Raw genomic sequence first — 23290 nt, forward strand, 5'->3', positions numbered from 1 at the left:
TAATCCTAAAAATTTAGTTTGTTACTCTTGCTCGAGTTTCCCCGAGATGTAAACCATAGCTAGTGTTACGAAAATATAAGCCTGGATACTTCCAATAAATACTGAAAATGCTTGCCAGACCATCTCTAGTAGTGCGCCAGGAATAAAAGAAACCACACCGAAACTGTGCATAAATTGCGCAAGCAATTTCAGAAGAATTTCACCGGCATAAATGTTACCGTAAAGCCGTAAAGATAACGTCAAAAAGTTTGTAAACTCTTCAAGTATGTTAATTGGTGTCAAGAATGCCACTGGCCGGGCATAGTTCTTGAGGTATTGTCCAAAGCCCCACTTTTTAACCCCATAATAATGGGACAGCAGCAACACAATGGCCGCTAAGGACATGGTTACGATTGGGTTTGACGTTGGGGATTTAACCCAATTGGTATTACCCACGGTAACCTGTAGGAATAAACCTAATTGGTTGGCCATGAAGATGAAAAGAAACATCACGAAGGCCAAGCCATAAAACTTGCGACCTTCTTCTCCAGGAATGGCACTTTTAACGATACCATTGACAAAATCAATTGCCCATTCAATAACATTTTGCTTTTTACTCGGTCGTAACGATGGACGTCTGGATAGATAGAACACAAATGCTAATACCATCAAGGCAGCAATAATTCCAGAAATATCGTTGCTGAGATCAAAATTCAATCCCATAAAACTTACAACTGGAGACTTTTCATTCAACGCTTTCTTCCTCCTTTCTATCTTGGATATGCTTATGTAGATCCCTTTATCTGGCAGAAGTGATCAACAAAACCTAGCAGAACCTAGTCCGCATTTTGACGAACTGAGTTAAGTCAAAATACAAGTGAAATAATACCACCAAAATAAGGAAAAGACAAAGCATTGTTTCAGTAAATTTATTCATAATGTCATGAAAATTGACAACAGATTTCAATAAATCCTTAAAAAATCACAATTTATCAGGACATTTTATACACTAAAAAAGTAAGCTACAAAATAAAGGACCAAATAAAGCCGTCAGCTTCATCTAATCCTAAATTATCAATTATTTAGTTCCGAATAAGCGATCGCCAGCATCCCCTAAACCAGGAATAATATAGCCATCTTCATTGAGTTTTTCATCCAAGGCCGCAGCATAAATATCCACGTCAGGATGTGCTTCTTGAACAGCGCGAACGCCTTCAGGGGCTGCCACCAAGACCACCAAACGCATGTTAGAAGCACCACGCTTCTTTAAGGCGTCAATGGCCATGATTGCTGAGCCACCAGTCGCAAGCATTGGATCAACGATAAACAAGTTACGTTGGTCAATGTCTGTTGGCATTTTCACGAAATATTCGTGGGGTTTCAAAGTTTTTTCATCACGGTACATACCGATATGTCCAACTTTTGCAGCTGGGATCAATTCCAACACACCATCGACCATGCCTAGCCCAGCCCGTAGAATTGGAATGACTGCTAACTTCTTACCAGAAAGCGTCTTTTGAGTGGTTTTCCCCATTGGGGTATTCACGACAACGTCTTCTAACGGTAAATCCCGGGTAATTTCATAGACCATCAATTCGGCTATTTCATTGGCAACCTCTCTAAACACCTTCGTACCAGTGTTTTTATTGCGAATAATTGTCAATTTGTGCTGAATCAATGGATGATTTAATACTGTAAACTTTCCCACTTTAAGAGCCACCTTCGTTTTAATCTCATACTATTCTAGCCTATCGAGATGAAAAAACCAATAGCAAACTATAATTTATTCTGGAATTGGAAAACGTTGTGTTAATTCAGCGACCTTATCAGAAACTTCTTTCAAAACTGTCGGATCATCTTTGCCCTTGCAAGCCTTTAAAATCAAGCGTGCGACCTCTTGACAGTCGGCTTCTTTAAAGCCTCTAGTGGTGATGGCTGGTGTCCCGATGCGAACGCCACTGGTCTTAAAAGGCCCATTTTGTTCATTTGGAATAGTGTTCTTGTTTAAAGTAATATGAACTTCATCCAATAAGTCCTGTACATCACGGCCGTAAAGACCTAGCTTGGTCACATCTAACATCATTAGATGGTTATCTGTCCCTTCGGAAATAACCCGGACATCATCGCTGTCATTAAAAACAGCAGCCATAGCTTGTGCATTTTTAACGATTTGTTGGGCGTAAGTCTTAAAGCTTGGATCCATGGCTTCTTTCAAACACACTGCTTTGGCGGCGATCACATGTTCCAATGGCCCACCTTGGATACCCGGAAAGACAGCGGAATTAATGGCTTTGCCATACTCAGCCTTAGCTAAGATCAAGCCACCACGAGGTCCTCGTAAAGTTTTATGCGTTGTCGTGGTAACCACATCTGCATAAGGCACTGGGCTTTGATGGACGCCTGCAGCCACAAGGCCAGCAATGTGCGCCATATCTACCATCAAGTAAGCCCCAACTTGATCACAAATTTCTCTGAATTTGGCGAAATCAATGGGCCGACTGTAAGCTGAAGCCCCAGTGACGATCATTTTAGGTTTAACTTCTTGAGCTAATTTTAAAATTGCATCATAATCCAGACGTTCTGTCTCTGGGTTAATGCCATACTCAGTAAAGTTATATTCCTGACCACTGAAACTGACTTTTGCCCCATGGGTCAAGTGTCCCCCATCTTGCAAACTCCAGCCCATCACCTTATCGCCATCTTTTAAGAAAGCCCGATAAGCTGCCATGTTTGCAGAAGATCCTGAGTGAGGTTGTACGTTGGCATATTCTGCCCCAAAAAGTTGTTTGGCCCGGTCAATGGCTAAGTTTTCGGCGACATCAATAAATTCACAACCCCCATAATAACGATGACCTGGATACCCTTCGGCGTATTTGTTCGTTAATACACTACCTTGGGCCGCACGCACAGCTGGTGACACAATGTTTTCCGAAGCGATCAGTTCAATTGTATCGGCTTGGCGCTGTTCTTCGTTATGAATTGCGGTGAATAATTCAGGATCTTGTTGTTCAAAGTTGCTCATATAAGGACCTCCTACAAGTTAATACTGTAGATTATACCGGCAATTTGAAGAAAATGAAAGGTAGATTAAATTTTTCACAGGAAATAAGCGCACACCACAGCAAAAAGCGCATTCAAAACGGTTACATGACCCGCTTTGAATGCGCTAAAACACCTGATCAAATTAACCCTTCGTCCCGTAATGAACTGCTGCTGAGCCGGCCACAAACTGATCATACGAAACATCTTGGAAGCCAGCTCGTAAAAACAAGCTCTTTAAAACTTCAGCAGACACAAAATGATGCGTTGATTTTTGCAAGTAATCATATTCATGATAATGATGGATAGCGCCCCCCAGCAAAGGTAAGACTTTGCCAAAGTACAATTCCCACCCAGCATGCATGATGGGGTTAGTGGGTTGAGACGTTTCCAGACAGGCTGCTTGGCCACCAGGCTTAAGTACGCGATACATTTCAGCTAAAACCTTATTAGCATCTGGCACATTTCGCAGACCAAAACCAATAACTACCCGATCAAAACTATTATCGGCAAAAGGGAGCTTTTGGGCATCCCCTTGAATAAAGTTGATATTGGCACCTTGATAGTCCTTTAAATGGTCTTGGGCGATCGCCAGCATGCCAGCGCTGAAATCTAAGCCGGTCACTTGGCCAGTGTTTCCTACAGCCTGCCCTAGCGAAAAGGTCCAAATTCCTGTACCACAGCACACGTCTAAAATATGATCACCGGGTTGAAGCGCCAATTTAGCATTGACCACCTTGCGCCAGCGTTTATGAAAACCTAGACTGATGACATTATTCATGACATCATAGTTGCCCGCAATATTATCAAAAATATGCTGAACCGTTTGACTAGGTGTTTGATTCGTTAATCCCACGATACGTCGACCACCAATTCATTTTAATGCTCACATTGCTAAACCTTATTCCAAGTTGGGATTACCCTTTAAAAATGGCAATTTCTTGCGGCAATAAGGAATGATCCAACGATCTAAACCGATCTTACCAGCATTTACACCGGCAATCAAAATGAAGATTTCGCAAGCAAGATACAGCGGATTGACAGATACAGTGCCTGCAAACAAGTAGGCAAAGTTCATCAACATGCCAAAGAATACTGCTAAAGTTGTGAAAGCACCCAGAATAAGACCTAAACCAACAAGTAATTCGCCCCAGGAAACAGCGAAATTAAAGAAATTAATGTTGGGTTGCACAAATGATTTCAAGAAGCTGGTATAGTGCGGATAAGCAACGGCCTTTTCAGGTGTCAGTACCGGTTGAGACACCGCGTGGGCAATAAAGCCCTTGGCGTCAAAGCCCTTGGAAACTTTGCCCCAACCATCGATGGCCCACAAGAAGCCAAAGTACACCCGTACAATTGTCAGTAGCCACATTGCTACCTTGTTATGACGTAACCAATTAACCATGATATATTCCTCCTAAATATGGCTTAGTACGACATTATATTATGCCAACGCTATCTTACCATAAGTAAGTGGAATCTTGTTCAATTTTGCTCAAGCGCTTCCACATCTTAACTTTTCTTTAATTATTTTTCAAAATAATGCGTCCCCGAGGCTTTTTCTAAGCGATTCATATATGCAGTTCCTAAGCCTTTTGGTTCAAAGCCTTGTGCTAAGATGATCTTAACTTCTGGATATAAGTCAAAATAGCGCAAGCCATCAAACAACTTATGACTCGCTGAAACCACTGAATCCCCTAGTGAAAATTGTTCTTTGAAACGAATTTTATCCTGGCTCGCTAAAATTTGGTCCGTGGCTAATAAGCCAACTTGTACACTTTGCTTCAAAGCCCAATCGATTGCTGCATTAAAATCTTGGGCATCTTTAACAATGATCACGCTGGCTTCGGGGGCATAATGGCGGTACTTCATACCTGGCGCTTTGGGAACTTCGTTAGTGGCTACGTGATGTTTATTGTCTAATACTTTGGGCAAAATCGTTAACAACTTTTCCCGTGTGACCGCCCCAGGCCGCAAAATGACTGGGGGAACCACGGACATATCTAGGACCGTCGATTCCACGCCCACTTTTGTAGGTCCATCATCTAAGACGGCGGCAATTTTGCCGTCTAAATCATGTAAGACATGGTCAGCCGTTGTGGGGCTGGGTTTACCAGAAGTATTGGCTGAAGGCCCAACTAAAGGTACCCCCGCTAATTCAATTAATTTTAAAGTGGCAGCATTATTAGGCATTCTAAACGCGGCTGTCTTTAACCCCCCAGTGACACTGGCGTCTAGAGCATTATTTTTGATGGGTAAAATCAATGTCAATGGGCCAGGCCAAAAAGCCTGCACCAAGGCAGCAACAGTTGGTGTGGGAATAATGGCCAAGGCCTTCACCTGATCAAAATTGTGCACATGAACGATCAGAGGATTGTCACTGGGTCGACCTTTAGCTTGATAGACTTGTTTTACAGCAACCGGATTGGTGGCATCTGCGCCCAACCCATAAACGGTTTCTGTAGGGAAAGCCACTAATTCCCCAGCTTTGATCAATGCTGCTGCCTGTTGAATCTGTGTATTCGTTAAACGAACTGTCAAAATGCTACCTGCTTTCTTCTGAAATAATTTTGCCGCGCAATAAACGATCCTGACCAGCTAAATCTTGTCTAAAAGCTATCTCAGCCCTGGGCAAAAGCTGCGTGGTCAGTTTTTTTAATGCAGCTTTTTGCTGAAAACCGAATTCCAAATAAAAAGTCCCGGCAAATGTCAAATAAGGTGCGACGGTTTTAAAAAAACGTTGATAAAAACTTAGACCATTATTTTCAGCAAATAACGCCAAATGCGGTTCATATTCGAGCACGCTGGCGTCCATGACGGCTTTTTCACGGCGACTGATGTAAGGCGGATTTGAAACAATAATATCAAACCGTTGTCCAACAACTGGTGCTAAGAGGTCCCCTTGGCGAAAGGCCACCTGTGCGCCCAATGCCTTGGCATTCCTTTCGGCCACCGTTAGTGCCGCTGACGAAATATCGGTGGCCATGACTTGCCAGTTAGGGCGTGCCAACTTTAAAGTAACGGCTAACACCCCACTGCCAGTGCCAATATCTAAGACACGCAAAGCCTTATTTTCGGGAAAATCCGCCAGTACCCAAGCCACTAAATTCTCTGTGTCATATTGGGGGATCAATACCCGGTCATCCACATAAAATGGTCGGCCATAAAACCAAGCTTGGTGCACGATATATTGGGGTGGCACGTGCTTTGCTAAAGCCGCAATATCTTGTTCTAACTGCTGTTGAACGGCCGCTGGCATAATTTGTTGCTGCTGAACTAGGTAATCTGTTTGAGTCCAATTTTGACGCTGCAAAAAAACATACATTAAATCATCAAAGGCGATGCCTTGTTGATCTAATGTCTGTTTTGCCTGGGCCAGGACTTTATAGTAAGTCTCTTGTGCCATCTTGAATTTGTTCTAGCTTCTTAGTTTGATCATAAACAATTAAGGCATCGATGACCTCACCTAAATCCCCGTTCATAATACGATCTAACTTATTTAGTGTTAATCCGATCCGGTGATCGGTCACCCGATTTTGCGGGTAATTATAGGTCCGAATACGTTCGGACCGATCCCCTGAACCCACTGCGGACTTCCGGTTAGCATCATATTCACTTTGATTTTGGCTTTCATAATAGTCATAAACCCGAGAACGTAAAATTTGCATGGCTTTTTCCCGGTTTTGCTGTTGAGAACGTTGGTCTTGCATGGCAACCACAATACCAGTTGGTAAATGGGTCATCCGAACGGCAGAAGACGTCTTGTTGATATGCTGACCCCCAGCACCAGAAGAACGATACACATCGACTCTGATGTCTTTGGGATCAATATCCAACTCAACTTCATCATATTCTGGCATGACGGCAACCGTTGCGGTCGACGTGTGGACCCGGCCTTGGGATTCAGTTTGTGGAACACGTTGTACCCGGTGGGCGCCATTTTCATACTTTAATTTAGAATAAACTTTGTCCCCCGTGATTAAAATGGAGACCTCTTTGAAACCACCTACTTCGGTGCGGTTTTCATCAATAATTTCAAAATGCCAATTTTGCCGTTCAGCATATTTCTGATACATGCTCAATAAGTCCCCGGCAAATAGACTGGCTTCATCTCCACCAGCGGCACCCCGAATTTCCATGATGATGTTTTTGTCATCATTGGGATCAGTTGGCAGCATCAAAATTTTGATTTCGCCTTCAAGTTGTTCTTTTTCGGTTTTTAAATCATTCAAGTCGTCTTTTGCTAAAGCTTCCATTTCGGGGTCGTTAGATTCTCTTAGGACTTCTTCACTTTCAGAAATATCAGATTGAACTTCTTTAAGTCGTTTGTACTTAGCCACGACCTCACGCATATTGCCCTCTTCTTTAGAAAGCTCCATATAACGTTTGGTATCGTTGATCACTTCTGGATCAGACATTAATTCTTGCAGCTCACTGTAACGGTCCAATAAGCCGTCAAGTTGTTCGAATATTTTATCCATTAATTAGATAACTCCTTTATAAAATTGTTTTAGTTGCCTTTAGTATCGATCCCCGGCAAATCCGGATTGAAATAATGTTTTCTGCAAACAGGGTAATACATTTCATTGCCCCCGATTTCAACTTGCTGGCCTTCATAAACTGGTTGACCACCATGGACCCGTAAATTCATAATAGCCTTCTTTTTACAAAACCAACAAATTGTTTTCATTTCTTCAATTTTATCTGCGTATAGCAATAAATACTTTGAGCCTTCGAAGAGCTCATTTCTGAAATCATTTTTCAACCCAAAAGCCATCACCGGAATATTTAAAGTATCCACGATTTGGGCTGCTTCAATAATATGATGTTTTTTTAAAAATTGTGATTCATCAATTAAAATGCAAGCCGCGTTTGGATTTAATTTTTGGACCATTTCATACAAATTCGTTTCGTCAAAAATAGCTACTGCTTCACGCTCCAAGCCGATTCGGCTGGAAACCATGCCGACGCCTTGACGGGTATCCATACCACTAGTCATAATAATAACAGGTTTTTGCTGTTCCTCATAATTGTGGGCGACCTTCAAAATCTCAATGGTTTTACCACTGTTCATCGCACCATAACGGAAAAATAATTGTGCCACGCAATAGCCCTCCCTTTCGTTTGACTCACAACCTTTTAGTATACGCCCTCAGTTATTAAAATTCATTAGTTATTGAACATTAATACTACTCAAGGCCCTAAGTTTTTGCTATGATAGGTTAAGTTTAAATCGTTAAAAGCAGAAAGGCGGCTATCATGAGTATCAAGTCAGCTGTAGCAACCCTAACCGGTAAATCAAGTTACTGGTTTTTGCACAATGTATTAAAAGGTGGCAGTTCTTTCCCAGGTAAAATCGCTGAGAAAATTGATCCGGCTGTTTTAAAACACTTAGCGGCTGGTTATGAGGTCATTATCGTCACTGGCACCAACGGCAAAACCTTGACCACTTCTTTAATTGTTAAGGTCTTATCCCAACAATACGATAACATATTAACCAACCCCACTGGTTCCAATATGACCCAAGGTATCGTCACGGCCTTTTTAGCCCACAGAAGTATGCGTCAACCTAAAAAACTAGCTATCTTAGAAGTTGACGAGGCAAATGTTGCGCCCATCTGTCGCTATATCAAACCGAAGGCCTTTGTCCTGACCAATATCTTCCGGGATCAAATGGATCGTTATGGTGAAATCTATACCACTTATCAAAAAATTCTAGATGGCATCAAATTAGCGCCTGAAGCTACAGTGATCATGAATGGGGATGCCCCTATTTTTGCATCTCAAGACATCCCCAACCCCAAAATTTACTATGGTTTTCAAACCACGCCGGGTACCCGGGATCTAAAAGCCCGGGTCAATACGGACGGTGTCTTATGTCCGCGTTGCAATCACATTTTGCATTACCATGAACTGACCTATGCAAACTTGGGCGATTACTTCTGTCCCAACTGTGGTTTCCATCGACCAAAATTAGATCAGATCATTACCAAAGTAAATGATATGACACCCACCAGCTCCACTTTCACCATTGCCGATCAACCCATCACCATTAATATTGGTGGCATGTATAACATTTACAATGCCTTAGCTGCTTATACAGTGGGTAACTTCTATCATTTAGCCCCTGATAAAATTCGCCAGGGCTTTGCTTATGACGAGAAAGTCTTTGGTCGTCAAGAAGTGATCACCATGGGCGATAAAAAAATCACCCTGATTCTTGTGAAAAACCCCGTGGGTTTAAACCAAGTTTTAGATTTGTTAAAAACAGAAAAACATGATTTTTCCCTAGGGGTCTTATTAAACGCCAACTATGCCGATGGCATTGATACCAGCTGGATCTGGGACGGGGATTTTGAAGGCCTGCCCAAGGACAAGATCAAAGCCTATCTAGCCGGCGGTGAGCGCTCTGATGATATTGACTTCCGTTTAAAAGTCGCCAACGTGCCTGAGGCTAAGTTAGTGCACGTCCAGGGGATGGAACCGGTCTTAGGTGAATTGAAGAAAATGCCCACCCAACAGATCTACGTACTGGCAACTTATACTGCCATGTTGCAATTACGCAAAGCCATGGCCAATGAAAAATTGATCAAAACCGGCTTTTAAATTAATTATCAGATAGGTAGTTCCAAAAAATCCGTTAGCCAATTGTGGTTAACGGATTTTTTGAATACTGTTTAATTAGGCTTGCGTTTTAATCTTATTTTCAACCGAAGCGACGACTTCATCGATCAAACCTTGATCTTTCAAACCAGTGACTTGCTTAACAACGTCAACTAATGGTTTTTCTTTTAATAGCTTTTGCAATTCAACACTTTCAGAATCTTTAGGTTCATCAAAGGTGAAAATCATGCCAACGGTATCCAACAGCACACTGTAATCTAAGTTGCGATCCTTCAATTCCCGAATTGGCCGAATAAAACGTTCATCGTAGCCAAGTTTGCGAATTGGTGTCCGCCCTACCCGTAAAATATCATCGGAGATATATGGGTTTTGGAAACGGCTGATGATTTTTTCTTGATAAGCTTTCAATTCATCTGGTTTAAAGTGCCATTTATGAATAAGCAGATCACCAGTTTCAGACAAAGCACCCTTTAATTGTTTCAAGACTTTTTCATCTTTAATGGCATCCCCAATGGTCTTATAACCCAAATATTCACCTGTATAAGCAACTGTCGCATGACCGGAATTAACGGAGAACAATTTCCGCTCAATATAAGGTTCCAAATCAGGTACATAAACCACGGAGTCCAACTTGATGTCATGCCGTTTCATCTGGGATTCATCAATGACCCATTCCTTGAAAGGTTCCACTGAAACAGCCAGTGGATCTTCATGGTGTTGAATTGGCACGATCCGGTCAACAGCGGCATTTGGAAAACCAATATATTCATCGGCAAACTGCTTGTCAGCGTCATTTAAGTGTTTATAAACTTCGCCCTTTAGAAATTGGCTGCCACCAATCATGTTTTCACAGGCGATGACATCTAAAGGTTGGGTATTGTTGTTTGCAAGACGTGCGCTGATACCCTTGGCAATCAAATCAGCGATAAATGGTAAAATCTTGGGGCCGATGGCTGTCGTGACCATGTCTGTATTTTCAATGGCGGCAACGACTTTGTCAGGGTTGTCTTTGTTGTTAATACCGTCAACATTGGCCACATGAATCTTTTTATGACCTTCTGCGGCTAATTCAATATCATATTCATGACGCTGATCTAACGCGTCAATGATTGTTGAATTGACATCAACAAAATGAATTTCAAAACCGTTTGAAGCTAAAGTTTCACCAATAAAACCTCTACCAATATTACCTGCGCCAAAATGTACTGCTTGCACTCTAATCAACTTCCTTCAATAGATTAATAATTTCATCCGGTGTTTGCGCATCAGCTAATTTTTCCACATTGTTAATATCACTACAATATAACGCAATGGCTGATAACAATTGTAAATGTTCCCCGTTCAAACCGGCGATGCCAAAAACGACAGTTACTAATTTTTCATCAGCAGGATCATCGCTAAAATCAACGCCCCAAGGATATTGTACAATAGAAATCCCTGTCTTCTTAATAAACTTCTTGCCATCTTCAGTGCCATGGGGAATAGCAATAAAGTTCCCCATATAAACGGATACATCTTTATTCCGATCAATCATCGAATCGATGTAACCAGGTTCAACATTGCCATTATCAACTAATAGCTGGCCAGCCTGGCGGATGGCTTCTTCTTTTGTCTTTGCTTCTTGATGAAGTTGAATTAAATTCGCATCTAGTGCCTTCATCATGTCACCCCTTATCCCTTAATTCGATTTAAGAACAGGCGGCTGATCAGCTGTTTAACAGTGGTAGTATCGCCTTGTTGGTAAATCGACAAATTTAAATCATTATATACGATCGACCCGGAGATATCTCCCAATAAATCAGCTTGAAACGTTGGCAGCTCTTTGGGGGCAATCATGAATAATGCTCTGGAAAATGTCACATCTTGATAGTCCATCCCTTGGGTCACCAAAGGGTGGCTTAAATTATAAATCGCGAAAAATGGTGCTTTAACTTCTTGATGGGTGGTATGCACCAAGGCCATCCCCGTACCAGGGATCCCAACTGGGGCCGCGGCCATGCGTTGGTATAAAGCATCGCTGACCACTTGAGCATTGGTCAATAACTTAGGTCGCAGCCGTTTGCAAAGTAGCAATAACGTCTGTTCTAAATCCAACTGGCGGTTATCAACGGCTTGAACCACCACCATGTCCAAAATTGCCTTAGCTGCCGCAACTGCCGCCACCAAGCTATCAAATTGTTGCAAGGTGTCGGTTTGTAGCACAGTCGGTGTTGCTTTTGCTGGCAGGCGAACCCCAAAGTGGGCCACCAAGTCATTTTTAATATCTTTAACCTCATCGCTGAGCAATAAAGGCGAGATGACTTTATAAGGATAATTAAACCCCGGCAAGAAAATCGTTGAGAGAATTAAATCGTAATCAGCAACTTTTATTTTGTTTAACTCAGCAACTCGGGAAACCCGATAATCACTGATCTCTGGTACCATTTTCTTCAACCGATGTTCCAATACTTTAGCCGTCCCCACCCCATTGGCACAAATCACCAGTGCCCGAATCGGTTTGCCTTGCCGCTGTTGTTCAAAAGCAGAGGCAAAGTGCAATAGAATATAGGCTGCTTCACTATCGGAAACATGTTGTTGGTCAAAAACTTGATGCAAGGCCCGGCGAACATGTTTATAAAGTTTAGGATAGTTGCCAACCACATTTTCTAAGACTGGATTATTGACTTCCGGCAACTGCGACGTCTGGCGCCGCAGCGTGGCGGAAATGTGGGCAAACAAGTCTTCAAACAACGTGTTGTCATTTCTAAAATCGTATTTAAAATTCTTAGAGACATCTTGAATCAAACTGCGCACTTGATAAGACAAGCGTAGATCGTAATTATCCAGTAGCAAATTATTTTGCAATTTAAAACTCATGCCATGAATTTGTTGCGCTAAAAACTCGATTTCCACCATGGAGATATGGTCCGCAATGTCATGGTCAAAATGTTGGTACAAACTAATCGCTAAGCGCTGATATTTGAACAACACATTCTTATCCACGTGATCTAATGATTTAATGAACTTCTTCTTGCTGATTCGCTGGGCAGAAACGGTCAAAATGATCGTTAACTGCTTGATTTGACTATCCGAGAATGATGAGAAATCACTATCGATTTTGCTACGCATGGCCTGATTGGCAACATGCAACAATTTGGCTGGCAGCAGTTGAATGAAATAGCGCGAATCACTATCAGGTAATTGAATCTGACCAGCGGCATTTAAAACTTCGAAAAATTCATATTCATTAATTTCGCTGGACAAAACACCACTGATCACCCGTCGGATATTATTTTCTTGACCATAAACACGAATGCCTTTCGCCGGAATCCGCTCTAAAACTAAATTATAGTCTTTGAAGATTGGTTCAATGGCATTTAAATCCTGAGTGATGGTGGCCCCACTGACTTCAAACTCAGTGGCTAAAGCCTTCGTCGTTAAAATCTGATCACTCATCAATAAGCGACAGACTAACGCACTTTGACGGGTCATGACTGAGGAGAAACTCGATTTCGTCGTATTGATCAACTGTTTTTTTAGTTTGGCAATACTAGCATCATCTGCAACTAAATGGTATGCCCCATCTTCTTTAGCCAATTGGATGGCTAAATGTGCCAGGGAGGTCTCCAGACTCGATAGTTCACGGTAAATCGTCCGGCGACTAACACTAACGCCTTTCATCAAGTCGGCAATGCTTAACCCTTGGGGATTACGTAGGAGCAACAGCGTAATCTCAGCTTCACGATTAGACAGGTCCATGACTTATCCCTTACTTCCTTACTGTTATTTCAGTTCAGAGATAAGTTTATCATACTCAGGTGCATTCACGATGTCGTTAACAACTAAAACTTGCACATTCTTAAATGATAGTTTGATGCGCTTAGCAGTTTCTTTACTAGCAATTACCAAGGTAGTGTCTGTGTCTTCCACTTCCCCAACGGCAACATTACGAACATCAATATCTGTCTTGTCAGCTTTCTTCAACGTATCCTTGAACATTGAACGGGCCATTGTCGCAGAACCAATATTTTGATCATGGTGAATGAAATCAACCCGTTTAATTTTGGCTGCGTCTAAATTGGTAACAGCATCTGCTTTGGCTTCAGCCTTTTCACTTGGCGTTTCAGCCGGTGTATCCGCAGAAACTTCTTTAGTCTTCAAACCAGTGACAATTTCATCATATTTAGGGGAGTTCAAGAAGTTCTCTACGGAAACATGGACAGCAGATGGCGTCTTGGACAAAGCCCGTTTAGCTAATTCTTCTTGTGTGACAACCAACAAACCAGGTTCGTCAGTTAATTTATTAATGGCGGTATTGGTAACGGAAAGATCCAAACCAGCCTTTTTAACTTTATCTCTTAAGATGGATGCACCCATGGCACTGGAACCCATGCCGGCATCGCAGGCGAAGATAATATGGTTAACATTTTCAGCAGTAGACAAGATAGCTTTGGCATCTTGATTATCAGCTGCTGTGCCTTTGGCGTTATCTTTCATATCCGCCAATTTAGCTTGACTAGCGCCAATGTCGTCAATTTCTTCACTCTTGTCCCGTTTCAAAATGACCATTGAGACTAAGAAGGAAACTGCCGTGGCAACGGCGACCCCACTGATGACCCCGACATAGTTCATGATGCCTTTTGGTGTCATGAGTAGGATAGAGATAATTGAACCAGGTGAAGGAGAAGCTTTCAAACCAGAACCGAAAAGATTGAACATAAAGGTCCCAGAAACCCCACCACAGATAACAGATAAGAACAAGGCTGGTTTCATTAAAACGTATGGGAAATAGATTTCATGAATCCCACCGAAGAAATGAATGATAGCAGCCCCAGGAGCACTACTTTTAGCAGTGCCCTTACCAAAGAACATAAAGGCTAGCAATACCCCAAGACCTGGACCAGGATCTGGTTCCAATAAGAAGAGAATGGATTTACCAGCTGAAGCTGAAGCCTGAATCCCAAGAGGTGTTAAAATACCTTGGTTAATGGCGTTATTTAAGAACAAAATTTTGGCCGGTTCGATGAAGACGTTGGCCAAAGGAATCAAGCCTCTGGCAATGATCCAATCAACACCGACTGCTAAAGCACCACTCAAACCAGATACAACCGGGCCAATCCCAAAGAATCCAATAATAGCTAAAATCATACCCAAGATGCCGGCTGAGAAGTTGTTAACCAACATTTCAAAGCCTTGTTTAGTTCTAGGTTGTGCCCAAGCATCAAATTTCTTGATACACCAACCACCTAGTGGGCCCATCATCATTGCACCAATAAACATTGGAATATTGGTCCCGACAATGACCCCCATCGTGGCAATGGCCCCTACGACCCCACCACGATGCTCATAAACCATACTCCCGCCGGTGAACCCAATTAATAATGGTAATAGATAGGTCACCATTGGTGTAATCATTTTGGCTAGTTCCGCATTTGGTAGCCAGCCTGTTTTCATAAATAGGGCGGTGATTAACCCCCAAGCAATGAAAGCACCGATATTGGGCATGACCATACCGGATAACTTACTGCCTAAGCGCTGTACCTTCGTTTTGATCGAAGTCTTTTCTTTCGCGTTGTTTGCACTTGCTTCCATGATTTAATTCTCCTTTCACTTGTTTACATGATTCATTGTATGCGCTTTCCGTTTTTAGCTCAACACAGACTTTGGCACAAAATGTTGTGTCAAAAGTTTGCCAAAGCTATTGGAAAATATTTCCGCCTAATATACTTGACAAAATTCAACGCAATAAATTATAATTGGGCTATACCAAATGAACGACAAATTGGCAAATTTGAAAGGAGTAACTATAAAATGAAAGTTATTGTTACAAAAAACGACACTGAAGCTGGTCAAAAAGCTTTTGAACTCATAAAGGACGCGATGAACAACGGGGCTAAGGTATTGGGCTTAGCCACTGGGAGCACTCCCGTTAAAATGTATGAGGCCATGGTCAATAGTGATGTGGACTTTTCTAAAATGACCTCTGTGAACTTAGACGAATACGTGGGGATGGCACCAGACAACGATCAAAGCTACCGTTACTTCATGCAAAAACACTTATTTGATAAGAAGCCTTTTGCCAAGACTTTTGTGCCTGATGGTTTAGCCAAAGATTCTGAAGCTGAAACCAAACGCTATGATCAAGTTATTGCTGATAATCCCATTGACTTGCAAGTCTTAGGTCTAGGTCGTAATGGCCATATTGGCTTTAACGAACCCGGTTCTCCTTTCGATGCCACAACCCGCAAGGTCCCATTAACGCAATCCACGATCGATGCTAACGCTCGCTTCTTCGCTAATGAAGATGACGTACCCAAGTATGCTTATTCCATGGGTATCGGCTCTATCTTGAAGAGCAAAAAAATCATTCTGATGGCCTTTGGTGCTGAAAAAGCTGAGGCTGTTAAAGGCATGATCGAAGGACCAGTTACTAATCATTTACCAGCTTCTGTCTTGCAAAATAAAGATGACGTCACAGTTATCATCGACGAAGCTGCTGCCAGCAAATTAAGTGATGCCACTTTGAAACAGGCAGAACACGTCAAATAATTGGTCTATATTAATTTAATTCTAAGATATTTATAACATTATATTTAGTATTTTATTATAATATTAAAGATTTAAATAAATTTAGATAATTATAATTATAAATATAAAAAGCGTATCTATCCCCCATTTACCAGGGGTCATAGATGCGCTTTTTTGTGGTTACGTCAAAGCTTAACTATCATAATGGGCTAACTGTTCTTGAATCAGCATGATTTTTTGCTGGGTTGTGGCAATATCAGCTTGAACGTCAGCTAAGGTCGCTCCACTGGCACTAAAGCCCTTGTAACTAGCCGTGATATAATCCACATCTTCTAACTGACGTAATTGTTCATTGAGTTGTCCCAGTCGGACAATTAAGCGGTCAAATTTGGCATCATCCAAATTATTACCTCCCTTTAAGCTAGCGCTTCCGGAGCTGCAAGTTGTGGCCCCTCCCCACGACGGGCGAGGACCCAGTTGTCATAATTCCACTCTTCCGTGGCCCGCCGGTTGCCAAAGTAATCCCATTGCGATTCCCGCTCCAGTTCGATCACTTGGCCACCAGGCCCTACAGATACCCAATTATAGGTACCATTGCGATGAGCAAACTTGACCCAGTCGATGGGAGTCGCCACTGTTTTCGTACCAGCAAGAAATTGGCGGCTAAGTTTATCTACTCTGATATAGCTGAGATTTCGGGTATAAGCCGTATCTAATTTGGCAAACAGTTCCTGGGCGATTGCAATGGCTGCTTTTGTGTTTGGAACAGGTGTGGCGCTGTCAACAGCAAAATTATTATAGCTGATCAACCGCTGATCTTGCCCGTAAATTACGGTAACATGGGGATGGTTCAATGCTGTATCTTTGGGTAACGCATAGCGCACGACGCGAACCTGTTCTTTGTTACGGGGACGCCAATCATCAGCTACCTGTACAAAATTATCCGGAATTTCTAGATCAGTAATCGGTTTACCTTGCACCACAACATACTTACTCATTTATATTAGCCCCATTCTTTGTCATGAGATTCAATTCAATTTTTGCCAATAATTCCATCAGATGTTGTATTTCCGCTGGGTTCATTTGCTGGAAAGCCAAATCATTGACCGCCTGAATCGCGGTTGTAACTTTAGCCACCAACGCCTGACCTTTAGCAGTAAGTTTAATTTCCCAAGCCCGTCCATCTGTTTTAGAGCGCACTTTCACCACCAAGTCCTGGTCAATCAATTGCTTCAATCGGCGGGTCACGTTGCTTTGATTCAAAAATATTTTCTTAAACAATTGATCTTGGGTCAACATCCCTGCTTGATCGATCTTTAGGATAAAATAATAGTTACTGGCGTTTAAATTTAAAGGCCGTAAGATTTCATCTAATTGTAGCTGTAAACGATGGGCCAGCGTGTTGATATTCGCGATGGCGCTGTCTACTTCGGCTGGATCAAACATATTAAGACACTTCCTTTTTTGGATGACAGGGATATTATACGGCTATTTATTTGCATGCGCAAGCATTTATACTTTGAAAAATAAACACCCCTAAGGAGTGTTGTTTAAATCATTAATTCCCCGGTTGAAATGGTTGCCCTTCAGCTACAGAGCCATCGTCTAAGTACACTGTATAATGAAACCCTGCAGCCATACCGCCTTTTTGCCGTATGGTGACCCACCAAGCAAGTCTGCCAGAATGACTAGTTGTCGGCTCGGGATTTACGCCAATATTTTCAGTTGTATCATCGATAGGATGAATCCTTCTGACAATGTTAACTGCTTCTTGTGCAGTTATTCCTTGCGCTTGTTGAGTTTGTGCTGCTTGTACTTCCGGCTGGTCTTGGGAAGATGCACTGTTTTGCTGTACAGTTTCATTATTATCTGTTCGACTGGAACTACTTTCACTAGTACTAGCAATTTTCTCCTGGGCTTTTTCGTTTAGATTCTTTGCTTTCCCAGACTTTAGATTATTAGAATCCACACCTTTAGCATTGGCAGCGTTGAGATAATAGGCCAATTTAAAATCAACATTCATATAATAAAATGCCCCAGTCCCTAACAAGGCTTGGCTGGAAACATTCTCAAAAATTGAATGGATTTTTTGTGTCTCACCGGGCTTTAACTTCAAAGTCCCAGTCTTAGCGGATTTGACTGTTGGTGCGTTACCCTTGGCATCAAACATCAAAAACTTTGCTAGGTTAAAGCTCACGTTCTGTTTACCATTGTTTTTCACAGTCATATCCACCACTAAGGGAGCTGGCATGTTATGATCACCATCTCCACTGGCAATATCAGACAGGGCCTTAAACTTAAAAAACACCTTTGCCTGTTGCGCCTTGGTTAAATCTGAATAAGCCACTGGTTCGACCGATTGGGAAGTGGCCGACTTGCTGGTGGTTGTAGGTGTATTACTAGCCTTATTAGTTTGCTGACAAGCGGTTAAAGGTAGCACTAATCCAATCATTATTAGACACAATAGCTTCTTCACTGTACACCGTCACTTTCTTGATTTAATAGTTCTCAAATTCGAGTCTAGCTAGTCTATTGGCCGTATGAAGTAGCCACTACTTGATTGCGAATCGTGTCATATAACTGACCATCCTGGGTTATTTTAAAAGCAGCCATCCGCGGGGTTACTTTAGGATCAGCACCTTGAGCTCTCATAGTGGGACTATTGTGATTTTCACGGACATCGATATTTAAAAGGCCTTCATCATCAAAGTATGTTTCAAAGAAAAAGTCAGACTCAGTTACATGAAATGTCGTATAACTTGGTAATACATGGAGAAATACCCAGTCCTTTACCTGTTGCGTGGTTAGATTGCTGACATCAACTTTTGATCCATCTGCTGTTACTTGCCGCTGATCATCAGTTGCGGTGTCAGAAGATTTAGTAGTTGCTTGGTCGTTATCCGGTGTAGCTGAACTGCTTTGTACCTGCTTAGCACTACTGGCCTGTTGTTCATTGAAATCTTTAGCTTCTCCAGTTTTTAGATTGTCTGAGGTCACACCTTTTTTATCTTTTGGCGCGTTATAAAAATAGGCCAACTTGTAGTCTGTATTCAAATAATAAAATGCACCGGTACCCAAAAATACTTGGCTCCCAACATTCTGATAAAGGGAATGAATCTTTTTAGTTTCACCAGGTTTTAATTTAAGCAGACCCGATTGTGCAGATTTAACCGTCGGATTTTTCCCAAGCTCATCAAACATCAAAAACTTGGCCTTATCAAACGTAACAATCTGCTTGGCATTATTTTTAATGGTCACGTCAATGATAAATGGCGCCGGTGTATTACCGGAGCCATCCCCACTGGCAATATCATAAATCGGCTTAAATGTGAAGGAAACTTTATCCCGTTGTGCTGCTGATAAATCTGAATAGGCCATAGTTGCTGCCGAACTGGTACGCATTGATTTACTGGTTGCTGTTGAACTGGCCGGGTTAGATTTATTGTTTTGTTGGCACGCTGTTAAAGGTAAAACTAAGCAAACAACCAGAAAGCTGACTAGTTTTTTCATTTTACTCTCCCATAGTTTTATTTTGAGGTCCACAGCATGTTGCCACCATTACCATAAGACAATGTAAAATGTTCCGCATTTGTATGCCCCTCAAAAAAATTTGGGTAAACATGAACTTGTCCCGGTTGAATCGTGACAGATTCCCCAGCAATTGTTGCTGGCAGATCAATAAAATGATAGTCTGCCATTGGCATCCACATATCACCTTGAAGTGTAATTGGTTTATCCGTCATATTTTTGATGCTAAAGGAACTGTATTGTGCCCCAGGTGTAACTTTTAAAGTAGGCGAAATAGATCCATCAGAATTACCGTCATCATTTGTGTCTTCATCATAATCATTCGAACCATTTTGAGCGACTTTGGTATTGTCCTGTGCTTCTGCTTGGGAAGCTTCACTAGAACTAGCAACACTTTGTTGGGGATGTGCTGGTGTATCATTTAAATCCTTAGCTTCTCCGGATTTCAGATTATTAGAATCTACACCCTTATTGGCATTTAGATAATACGCCAATTTGAAATCAGTATTTATGTAGTAGAATGCCCCGCGACCGACCAACGTCTGGCTTTGAACATTTTTAAAAATTGAATGTATTTTTTGCTGTGCCCCCGGCTTTAAGGTCAACATCCCCGACTTTGAAGATTTAACCGTGGGTGCATCCCCATTTTCATCAAACATCAAAAACTTAGATTGATCAAAGGTCACGCTTTGCTTACTGTTATTTTTTACCGTCATGTCCACCATGAAAGGTGCTGGCATGTTATGGTTGCCGTCGCCGCTAGCAATATCCTGCAAAGCTTTAAATTGAAAGAAAATTTTCTCTTGTTGCTTCTTGGATAGGTCTGAATAAGCCACCGTTTTGATGGTACTAGAAACAGTAGATTTACTAGATGCAGTGGTGCTAGAACTATTATTCTTATTGCCACAAGCCGTCAGCGACAATGCTAAACTAACAGCAAGTAACCCCCAATATTTTTTCATCCTATCCTCCTAATTTATTAAGCCACTTCAGGTTTAGTTCGGATCATCCAAACCAAAACAATTAAATTAATAATTGGAACATAAGTCAACCAAGCCAAATATGGCTCAATATTTAAATATTTTAATCGCCGCATAATGGCACTTACATTTGGCAGGAATACGATCAAACCCAATGCTCCTCCCAAAACAGGTGAAATTCGGTAGCAAATTTTAAAGAGAATTGAAACAGCTAGCACAAACCACCAATAAACAGATCGTCTGCTTTCTGCTGGCCCATCGGCAAATTCAAAGGTGTGTTTGAATACATAAACTAGACTGTTATAAATATTCAACTGCGGTTGTACATTCTGATTGCCAAGAACTTGTGGTTCGTTTCTTACATTCGTCTCATTTGACGCTCGCCCTTGTATTGGTTCTTGATCAGAGTCTTCTAGCAATGCTGTTTTAATCTTAACACCACAATAAGGACAATATGTGGCAGTTGCAACGATTTGTTTACCGCAATTCTGACAAAAATTCATTTTGATATCTCCTCACACGTATTAATTATACCTAATAGGGCGAGGATTACTCTGCAACATAAATATTAACATAACAATATTACCAACAGGTATAATAGCTAGCCAAGCCAAGTATGGACTGTGCCCTAAAAATTTTAATCGTCTCATCATTGCACTTATATTAGGTAAAAAGACGACAACGGCCAGTAACAAAAAAAATATACCACCAGTTATTTCGTCCACGCAGTAGACTAGAAAACTAAAAAATTGAATAAGCGAGACAGCTAATGTGAACCACCAATAAATAGATTTCCGACTTTCTGCAGGTCCGTTTCCAAATTCAAAAGTGTGTTTAAAAACATAGCCGACACTTTTCAAAAAACCAAGTTGTGGCTGATTTGGATCAGTTATTCGCATCTCTGGTTGCATATAAGTATTGGAATACATACCTTGATTAGCTTCACGACTTGTATCCTGCTGTGAAAAATTTTGTTGTTGTCTGTTATAATCAGCTTGATTTGTTGTCGAATTTTGCTGGCTAATATTATTACCAGAAATTCGAGAATCTGGTGACACCCGGTTTGACATGTTAGCGTTAGAAGTCGCCTCAGCAATTTTAGCCCCACAATAAGGACAGAATTTGGCCATATCCAACACTTGTTTCCCACAATTTTGACAAAATTTCATTTTATGATCTCCCAAAATAACTTATTTTTATTGATTAATTACTTATTGACCGATGTTATACGTACTGCCATCTGGATAGACCACGTAAAAAGTCTCCCGGATGCCAAATCCATACGTATGATATTGTCCAATTTCAACATACTGGTTGCCCCAATAACCATTCCAAATCCACCCCCCATTTAACGCTAATAAATGAACATGGGCATTGGCAAGATTTTGAGAAATGATAACGTTCAAATAAGCATCATTTAAAGTCACAACAGCTAGTTTAGCTTGCTTAGCTTCTAGCCACTGATTCCCACCAAGATCGTAGTAATAGCCATCCCCCCGATGCGTGACCCCAAAAGCCTGCCACACAGAGCCCTTTGGTAGGACCCGATTATAAGTTTTGTTATTGTCATTACCATTGAATAAATTACCGCCAAAGGGTCCGGTGACTGTTACATTTGAAGCTAACGCATAATATGTATCTACTTGCGGAAATTCCCATGCCCGGACAATGCCAGGATTCTCGGTCTCTAAGTCTGGGTTATCAATATGGTTGTTCTGGGAGTATAATGTTTCTTCTGTTGTTAATTTTGCTTCAGCAACATCAGATGTGTTAAGTCCAACAGCCCCAGTTAATACTAATCCTGTTAAAAAAAGTGCTAGTCGTTTATGTTTCACAGTAACCCCTCCAAAATAATATTTTTCATTATTGCTATTCTCCGCCTTCTAAATAACATATTTTCCAGCAACTTCTGCATCCCTATCATCATAAGAATCTGACGGTTCTACGACATAATAGTTGCCATTATCTTTATCAATACCCACTGCCAAATTAACATAGCGGTAAGTATCGTCATAGAATTTTGTAACAATCTGAACTAGATACACCTTACGACCCTCATATTCAAATACATAATTACCAGTCTTTTTATTCTTAACCACAAATATGTTCTCCGGATCATCATCATCCAAATCATCTGTGGCTAATCGCGTCATTTCAGACTTGGCCTTTTCTGATCCATTGATATAATGCATTACTTCATCCGCCGTATGCAGCCCTTCATTATCTTGAGCGTTTGTCCCAACAACGACTACAATAAATATAGCTATTATCGCGCCAATCAAAATAAACAACCGCTTAATATCCTTCATATCTTCAGCTTTGGACATGATCGGTTGCGGCGGTGCTTGCGTGGCGCCTTGAACATTACTATTCGTGGTTGGTGTCCCTTGTTGATTGGCAGCCGGTAATGGCTGTTTAAATTGGTAACCACAGGTGACACAAAACTTTGCCCCTGCTGGCCGAATCGTCCCACACTTAGGGCAAACTGTTTCTGGTTTAGGTGTTGCAACATTTGGCTGCGGTTTTAATGACGCTTGGCTAAAGGCATAACCACATTTGGTACAAAATTTCGCACTGATTTGACTGACACTGCCACAAATCGGACAGACTTTTGTTGCTGCTGTATCTCCCAT

General features: G+C 41.5%; 25 protein-coding genes. 2 read left to right on the plus strand and 23 right to left on the minus strand.

Annotated elements, in window-relative coordinates; translation table 11 throughout:
* Positions 1-21: 21 nt before the first annotated feature.
* The 9 genes from atpB to FC83_RS01580 all read right to left on the minus strand — a co-directional run bounded on the left by atpB (position 22) and on the right by FC83_RS01580 (position 8122).
* Positions 22-732 (minus strand): F0F1 ATP synthase subunit A, encoded by a 711-nt coding sequence (gene atpB / locus FC83_RS01540; RefSeq protein WP_035453680.1) that lies wholly within the window; start codon positions 730-732, stop codon positions 22-24.
* 325 nt (positions 733-1057) lie between these two features.
* Positions 1058-1687, minus strand: coding sequence for a uracil phosphoribosyltransferase (upp, locus tag FC83_RS01545; RefSeq protein WP_035453678.1), 630 nt, complete (start codon positions 1685-1687; stop codon positions 1058-1060).
* A gap of 75 nt (positions 1688-1762) precedes the next feature.
* The gene (glyA, locus tag FC83_RS01550) at positions 1763-3001 is read right to left on the minus strand and encodes a serine hydroxymethyltransferase (RefSeq protein ID WP_035453677.1); all 1239 of its coding nucleotides are present in this window, start codon (positions 2999-3001) and stop codon (positions 1763-1765) included.
* Positions 3002-3163: 162 nt separating this feature from the next.
* The gene (locus FC83_RS01555; protein WP_035453672.1) at positions 3164-3874 is read right to left on the minus strand and encodes a demethylmenaquinone methyltransferase; all 711 of its coding nucleotides are present in this window, start codon (positions 3872-3874) and stop codon (positions 3164-3166) included.
* 45 nt (positions 3875-3919) lie between these two features.
* The gene (locus FC83_RS01560) at positions 3920-4423 is read right to left on the minus strand and encodes a DoxX family membrane protein (protein WP_035453669.1); all 504 of its coding nucleotides are present in this window, start codon (positions 4421-4423) and stop codon (positions 3920-3922) included.
* 122 nt (positions 4424-4545) lie between these two features.
* Positions 4546-5562, minus strand: coding sequence for an L-threonylcarbamoyladenylate synthase (locus FC83_RS01565; RefSeq protein WP_081763111.1), 1017 nt, complete (start codon positions 5560-5562; stop codon positions 4546-4548).
* A 1-nt stretch (position 5563) separates the two neighbouring features.
* On the minus strand, positions 5564-6424 hold the full coding sequence (gene prmC / locus FC83_RS01570; protein WP_057002296.1) for a peptide chain release factor N(5)-glutamine methyltransferase: 861 nt from the start codon (positions 6422-6424) through the stop codon (positions 5564-5566).
* Positions 6402-7499: a peptide chain release factor 1 gene (prfA, locus tag FC83_RS01575; RefSeq protein ID WP_035453663.1), complete on the minus strand. Its 1098-nt coding sequence runs from the start codon at positions 7497-7499 to the stop codon at positions 6402-6404. Before prfA ends, prmC begins: the two co-directional genes overlap by 23 nt.
* A gap of 29 nt (positions 7500-7528) precedes the next feature.
* Positions 7529-8122 (minus strand): thymidine kinase, encoded by a 594-nt coding sequence (locus FC83_RS01580; protein ID WP_035453660.1) that lies wholly within the window; start codon positions 8120-8122, stop codon positions 7529-7531.
* 155 nt (positions 8123-8277) lie between these two features.
* Between FC83_RS01580 and FC83_RS01585 the strand changes: the two genes are divergently transcribed.
* Entirely contained in the window at positions 8278-9624 is a 1347-nt protein-coding gene (locus FC83_RS01585) for a Mur ligase family protein (protein WP_057002297.1), read from the plus strand.
* A 75-nt stretch (positions 9625-9699) separates the two neighbouring features.
* Here the strand turns inward: FC83_RS01585 and FC83_RS01590 are convergent, their stop codons facing one another.
* The 4 genes from FC83_RS01590 to FC83_RS01605 are packed head-to-tail and all read right to left on the minus strand — an operon-like array spanning position 9700 to position 15213.
* Positions 9700-10857, minus strand: a complete 1158-nt coding sequence (locus FC83_RS01590) for a mannitol-1-phosphate 5-dehydrogenase (RefSeq protein ID WP_035453656.1) — start codon at positions 10855-10857, stop codon at positions 9700-9702.
* Position 10858: 1 nt separating this feature from the next.
* Positions 10859-11302 (minus strand): PTS mannitol transporter subunit IIA, encoded by a 444-nt coding sequence (locus FC83_RS01595; protein ID WP_035453655.1) that lies wholly within the window; start codon positions 11300-11302, stop codon positions 10859-10861.
* Between the two features lie 11 nt (positions 11303-11313).
* A complete protein-coding gene (locus tag FC83_RS01600; RefSeq protein WP_052004766.1) occupies positions 11314-13380 on the minus strand; it encodes a BglG family transcription antiterminator in 2067 nt (688 codons plus the stop codon).
* A gap of 24 nt (positions 13381-13404) precedes the next feature.
* A complete protein-coding gene (locus FC83_RS01605) occupies positions 13405-15213 on the minus strand; it encodes a PTS mannitol transporter subunit IIBC (RefSeq protein ID WP_057002298.1) in 1809 nt (602 codons plus the stop codon).
* A gap of 219 nt (positions 15214-15432) precedes the next feature.
* On the opposite strand from FC83_RS01605, the gene nagB reads away from it, so the two are divergent.
* Positions 15433-16170, plus strand: a complete 738-nt coding sequence (gene nagB / locus FC83_RS01610) for a glucosamine-6-phosphate deaminase (protein WP_057002299.1) — start codon at positions 15433-15435, stop codon at positions 16168-16170.
* A gap of 171 nt (positions 16171-16341) precedes the next feature.
* Here nagB and FC83_RS01615 read toward each other — a convergent pair whose 3' ends face one another.
* The 10 genes from FC83_RS01615 to FC83_RS01660 form a co-directional block, all read right to left on the minus strand.
* Positions 16342-16551, minus strand: a complete 210-nt coding sequence (locus tag FC83_RS01615; RefSeq protein ID WP_035455491.1) for a hypothetical protein — start codon at positions 16549-16551, stop codon at positions 16342-16344.
* Between the two features lie 14 nt (positions 16552-16565).
* Positions 16566-17147: a hypothetical protein gene (locus FC83_RS01620; protein WP_057002300.1), complete on the minus strand. Its 582-nt coding sequence runs from the start codon at positions 17145-17147 to the stop codon at positions 16566-16568.
* Entirely contained in the window at positions 17140-17595 is a 456-nt protein-coding gene (locus FC83_RS01625) for a MarR family winged helix-turn-helix transcriptional regulator (protein WP_035455489.1), read from the minus strand. The genes FC83_RS01620 and FC83_RS01625 overlap by 8 nt, the downstream gene beginning before the upstream one ends.
* Positions 17596-17707: 112 nt before the next feature.
* Entirely contained in the window at positions 17708-18601 is an 894-nt protein-coding gene (locus FC83_RS01630; protein ID WP_035455486.1) for a hypothetical protein, read from the minus strand.
* A gap of 77 nt (positions 18602-18678) precedes the next feature.
* Positions 18679-19659 (minus strand): hypothetical protein, encoded by a 981-nt coding sequence (locus FC83_RS01635; RefSeq protein ID WP_052005020.1) that lies wholly within the window; start codon positions 19657-19659, stop codon positions 18679-18681.
* Positions 19660-19676: 17 nt separating this feature from the next.
* On the minus strand, positions 19677-20639 hold the full coding sequence (locus FC83_RS01640) for a hypothetical protein (RefSeq protein ID WP_052005018.1): 963 nt from the start codon (positions 20637-20639) through the stop codon (positions 19677-19679).
* A 17-nt stretch (positions 20640-20656) separates the two neighbouring features.
* Complete coding sequence (locus tag FC83_RS01645; RefSeq protein WP_035455483.1) at positions 20657-21160, minus strand: zinc-ribbon domain-containing protein; 504 nt, start codon at positions 21158-21160, stop codon at positions 20657-20659.
* 21 nt (positions 21161-21181) lie between these two features.
* Positions 21182-21826, minus strand: a complete 645-nt coding sequence (locus tag FC83_RS01650) for a DUF805 domain-containing protein (RefSeq protein ID WP_035455481.1) — start codon at positions 21824-21826, stop codon at positions 21182-21184.
* A gap of 42 nt (positions 21827-21868) precedes the next feature.
* Positions 21869-22492 (minus strand): hypothetical protein, encoded by a 624-nt coding sequence (locus FC83_RS01655; protein ID WP_035455479.1) that lies wholly within the window; start codon positions 22490-22492, stop codon positions 21869-21871.
* 48 nt (positions 22493-22540) lie between these two features.
* Positions 22541-23290, minus strand: coding sequence for a zinc ribbon domain-containing protein (locus tag FC83_RS01660; RefSeq protein WP_052005016.1), 750 nt, complete (start codon positions 23288-23290; stop codon positions 22541-22543).

Source organism: Agrilactobacillus composti DSM 18527 = JCM 14202, from assembly GCF_001436375.1.
Classification (GTDB): domain Bacteria; phylum Bacillota; class Bacilli; order Lactobacillales; family Lactobacillaceae; genus Agrilactobacillus; species Agrilactobacillus composti.

Bases quoted from the DNA above. Each gene is read 5' to 3' on its own strand.
- glyA (WP_035453677.1), bottom strand. From the start codon at position 3,001: ATGAGCAACTTTGAACAACAAGATCCTGAATTATTCACCGCAATTCAT.
- FC83_RS01560 (WP_035453669.1), bottom strand. From the start codon at position 4,423: ATGGTTAATTGGTTACGTCATAACAAGGTAGCAATGTGGCTACTGACA.
- prmC (WP_057002296.1), bottom strand. From the start codon at position 6,424: ATGGCACAAGAGACTTACTATAAAGTCCTGGCCCAGGCAAAACAGACA.
- prfA (WP_035453663.1), bottom strand. From the start codon at position 7,499: ATGGATAAAATATTCGAACAACTTGACGGCTTATTGGACCGTTACAGT.
- FC83_RS01585 (WP_057002297.1), top strand. From the start codon at position 8,278: ATGAGTATCAAGTCAGCTGTAGCAACCCTAACCGGTAAATCAAGTTAC.
- FC83_RS01595 (WP_035453655.1), bottom strand. From the start codon at position 11,302: ATGAAGGCACTAGATGCGAATTTAATTCAACTTCATCAAGAAGCAAAG.
- FC83_RS01600 (WP_052004766.1), bottom strand. From the start codon at position 13,380: ATGGACCTGTCTAATCGTGAAGCTGAGATTACGCTGTTGCTCCTACGT.
- FC83_RS01605 (WP_057002298.1), bottom strand. From the start codon at position 15,213: ATGGAAGCAAGTGCAAACAACGCGAAAGAAAAGACTTCGATCAAAACG.
- nagB (WP_057002299.1), top strand. From the start codon at position 15,433: ATGAAAGTTATTGTTACAAAAAACGACACTGAAGCTGGTCAAAAAGCT.
- FC83_RS01620 (WP_057002300.1), bottom strand. From the start codon at position 17,147: ATGAGTAAGTATGTTGTGGTGCAAGGTAAACCGATTACTGATCTAGAA.
- FC83_RS01625 (WP_035455489.1), bottom strand. From the start codon at position 17,595: ATGTTTGATCCAGCCGAAGTAGACAGCGCCATCGCGAATATCAACACG.
- FC83_RS01630 (WP_035455486.1), bottom strand. From the start codon at position 18,601: ATGATTGGATTAGTGCTACCTTTAACCGCTTGTCAGCAAACTAATAAG.
- FC83_RS01635 (WP_052005020.1), bottom strand. From the start codon at position 19,659: ATGAAAAAACTAGTCAGCTTTCTGGTTGTTTGCTTAGTTTTACCTTTA.
- FC83_RS01640 (WP_052005018.1), bottom strand. From the start codon at position 20,639: ATGAAAAAATATTGGGGGTTACTTGCTGTTAGTTTAGCATTGTCGCTG.
- FC83_RS01645 (WP_035455483.1), bottom strand. From the start codon at position 21,160: ATGAATTTTTGTCAGAATTGCGGTAAACAAATCGTTGCAACTGCCACA.
- FC83_RS01650 (WP_035455481.1), bottom strand. From the start codon at position 21,826: ATGAAATTTTGTCAAAATTGTGGGAAACAAGTGTTGGATATGGCCAAA.
- FC83_RS01660 (WP_052005016.1), bottom strand. From the start codon at position 23,290: ATGGGAGATACAGCAGCAACAAAAGTCTGTCCGATTTGTGGCAGTGTC.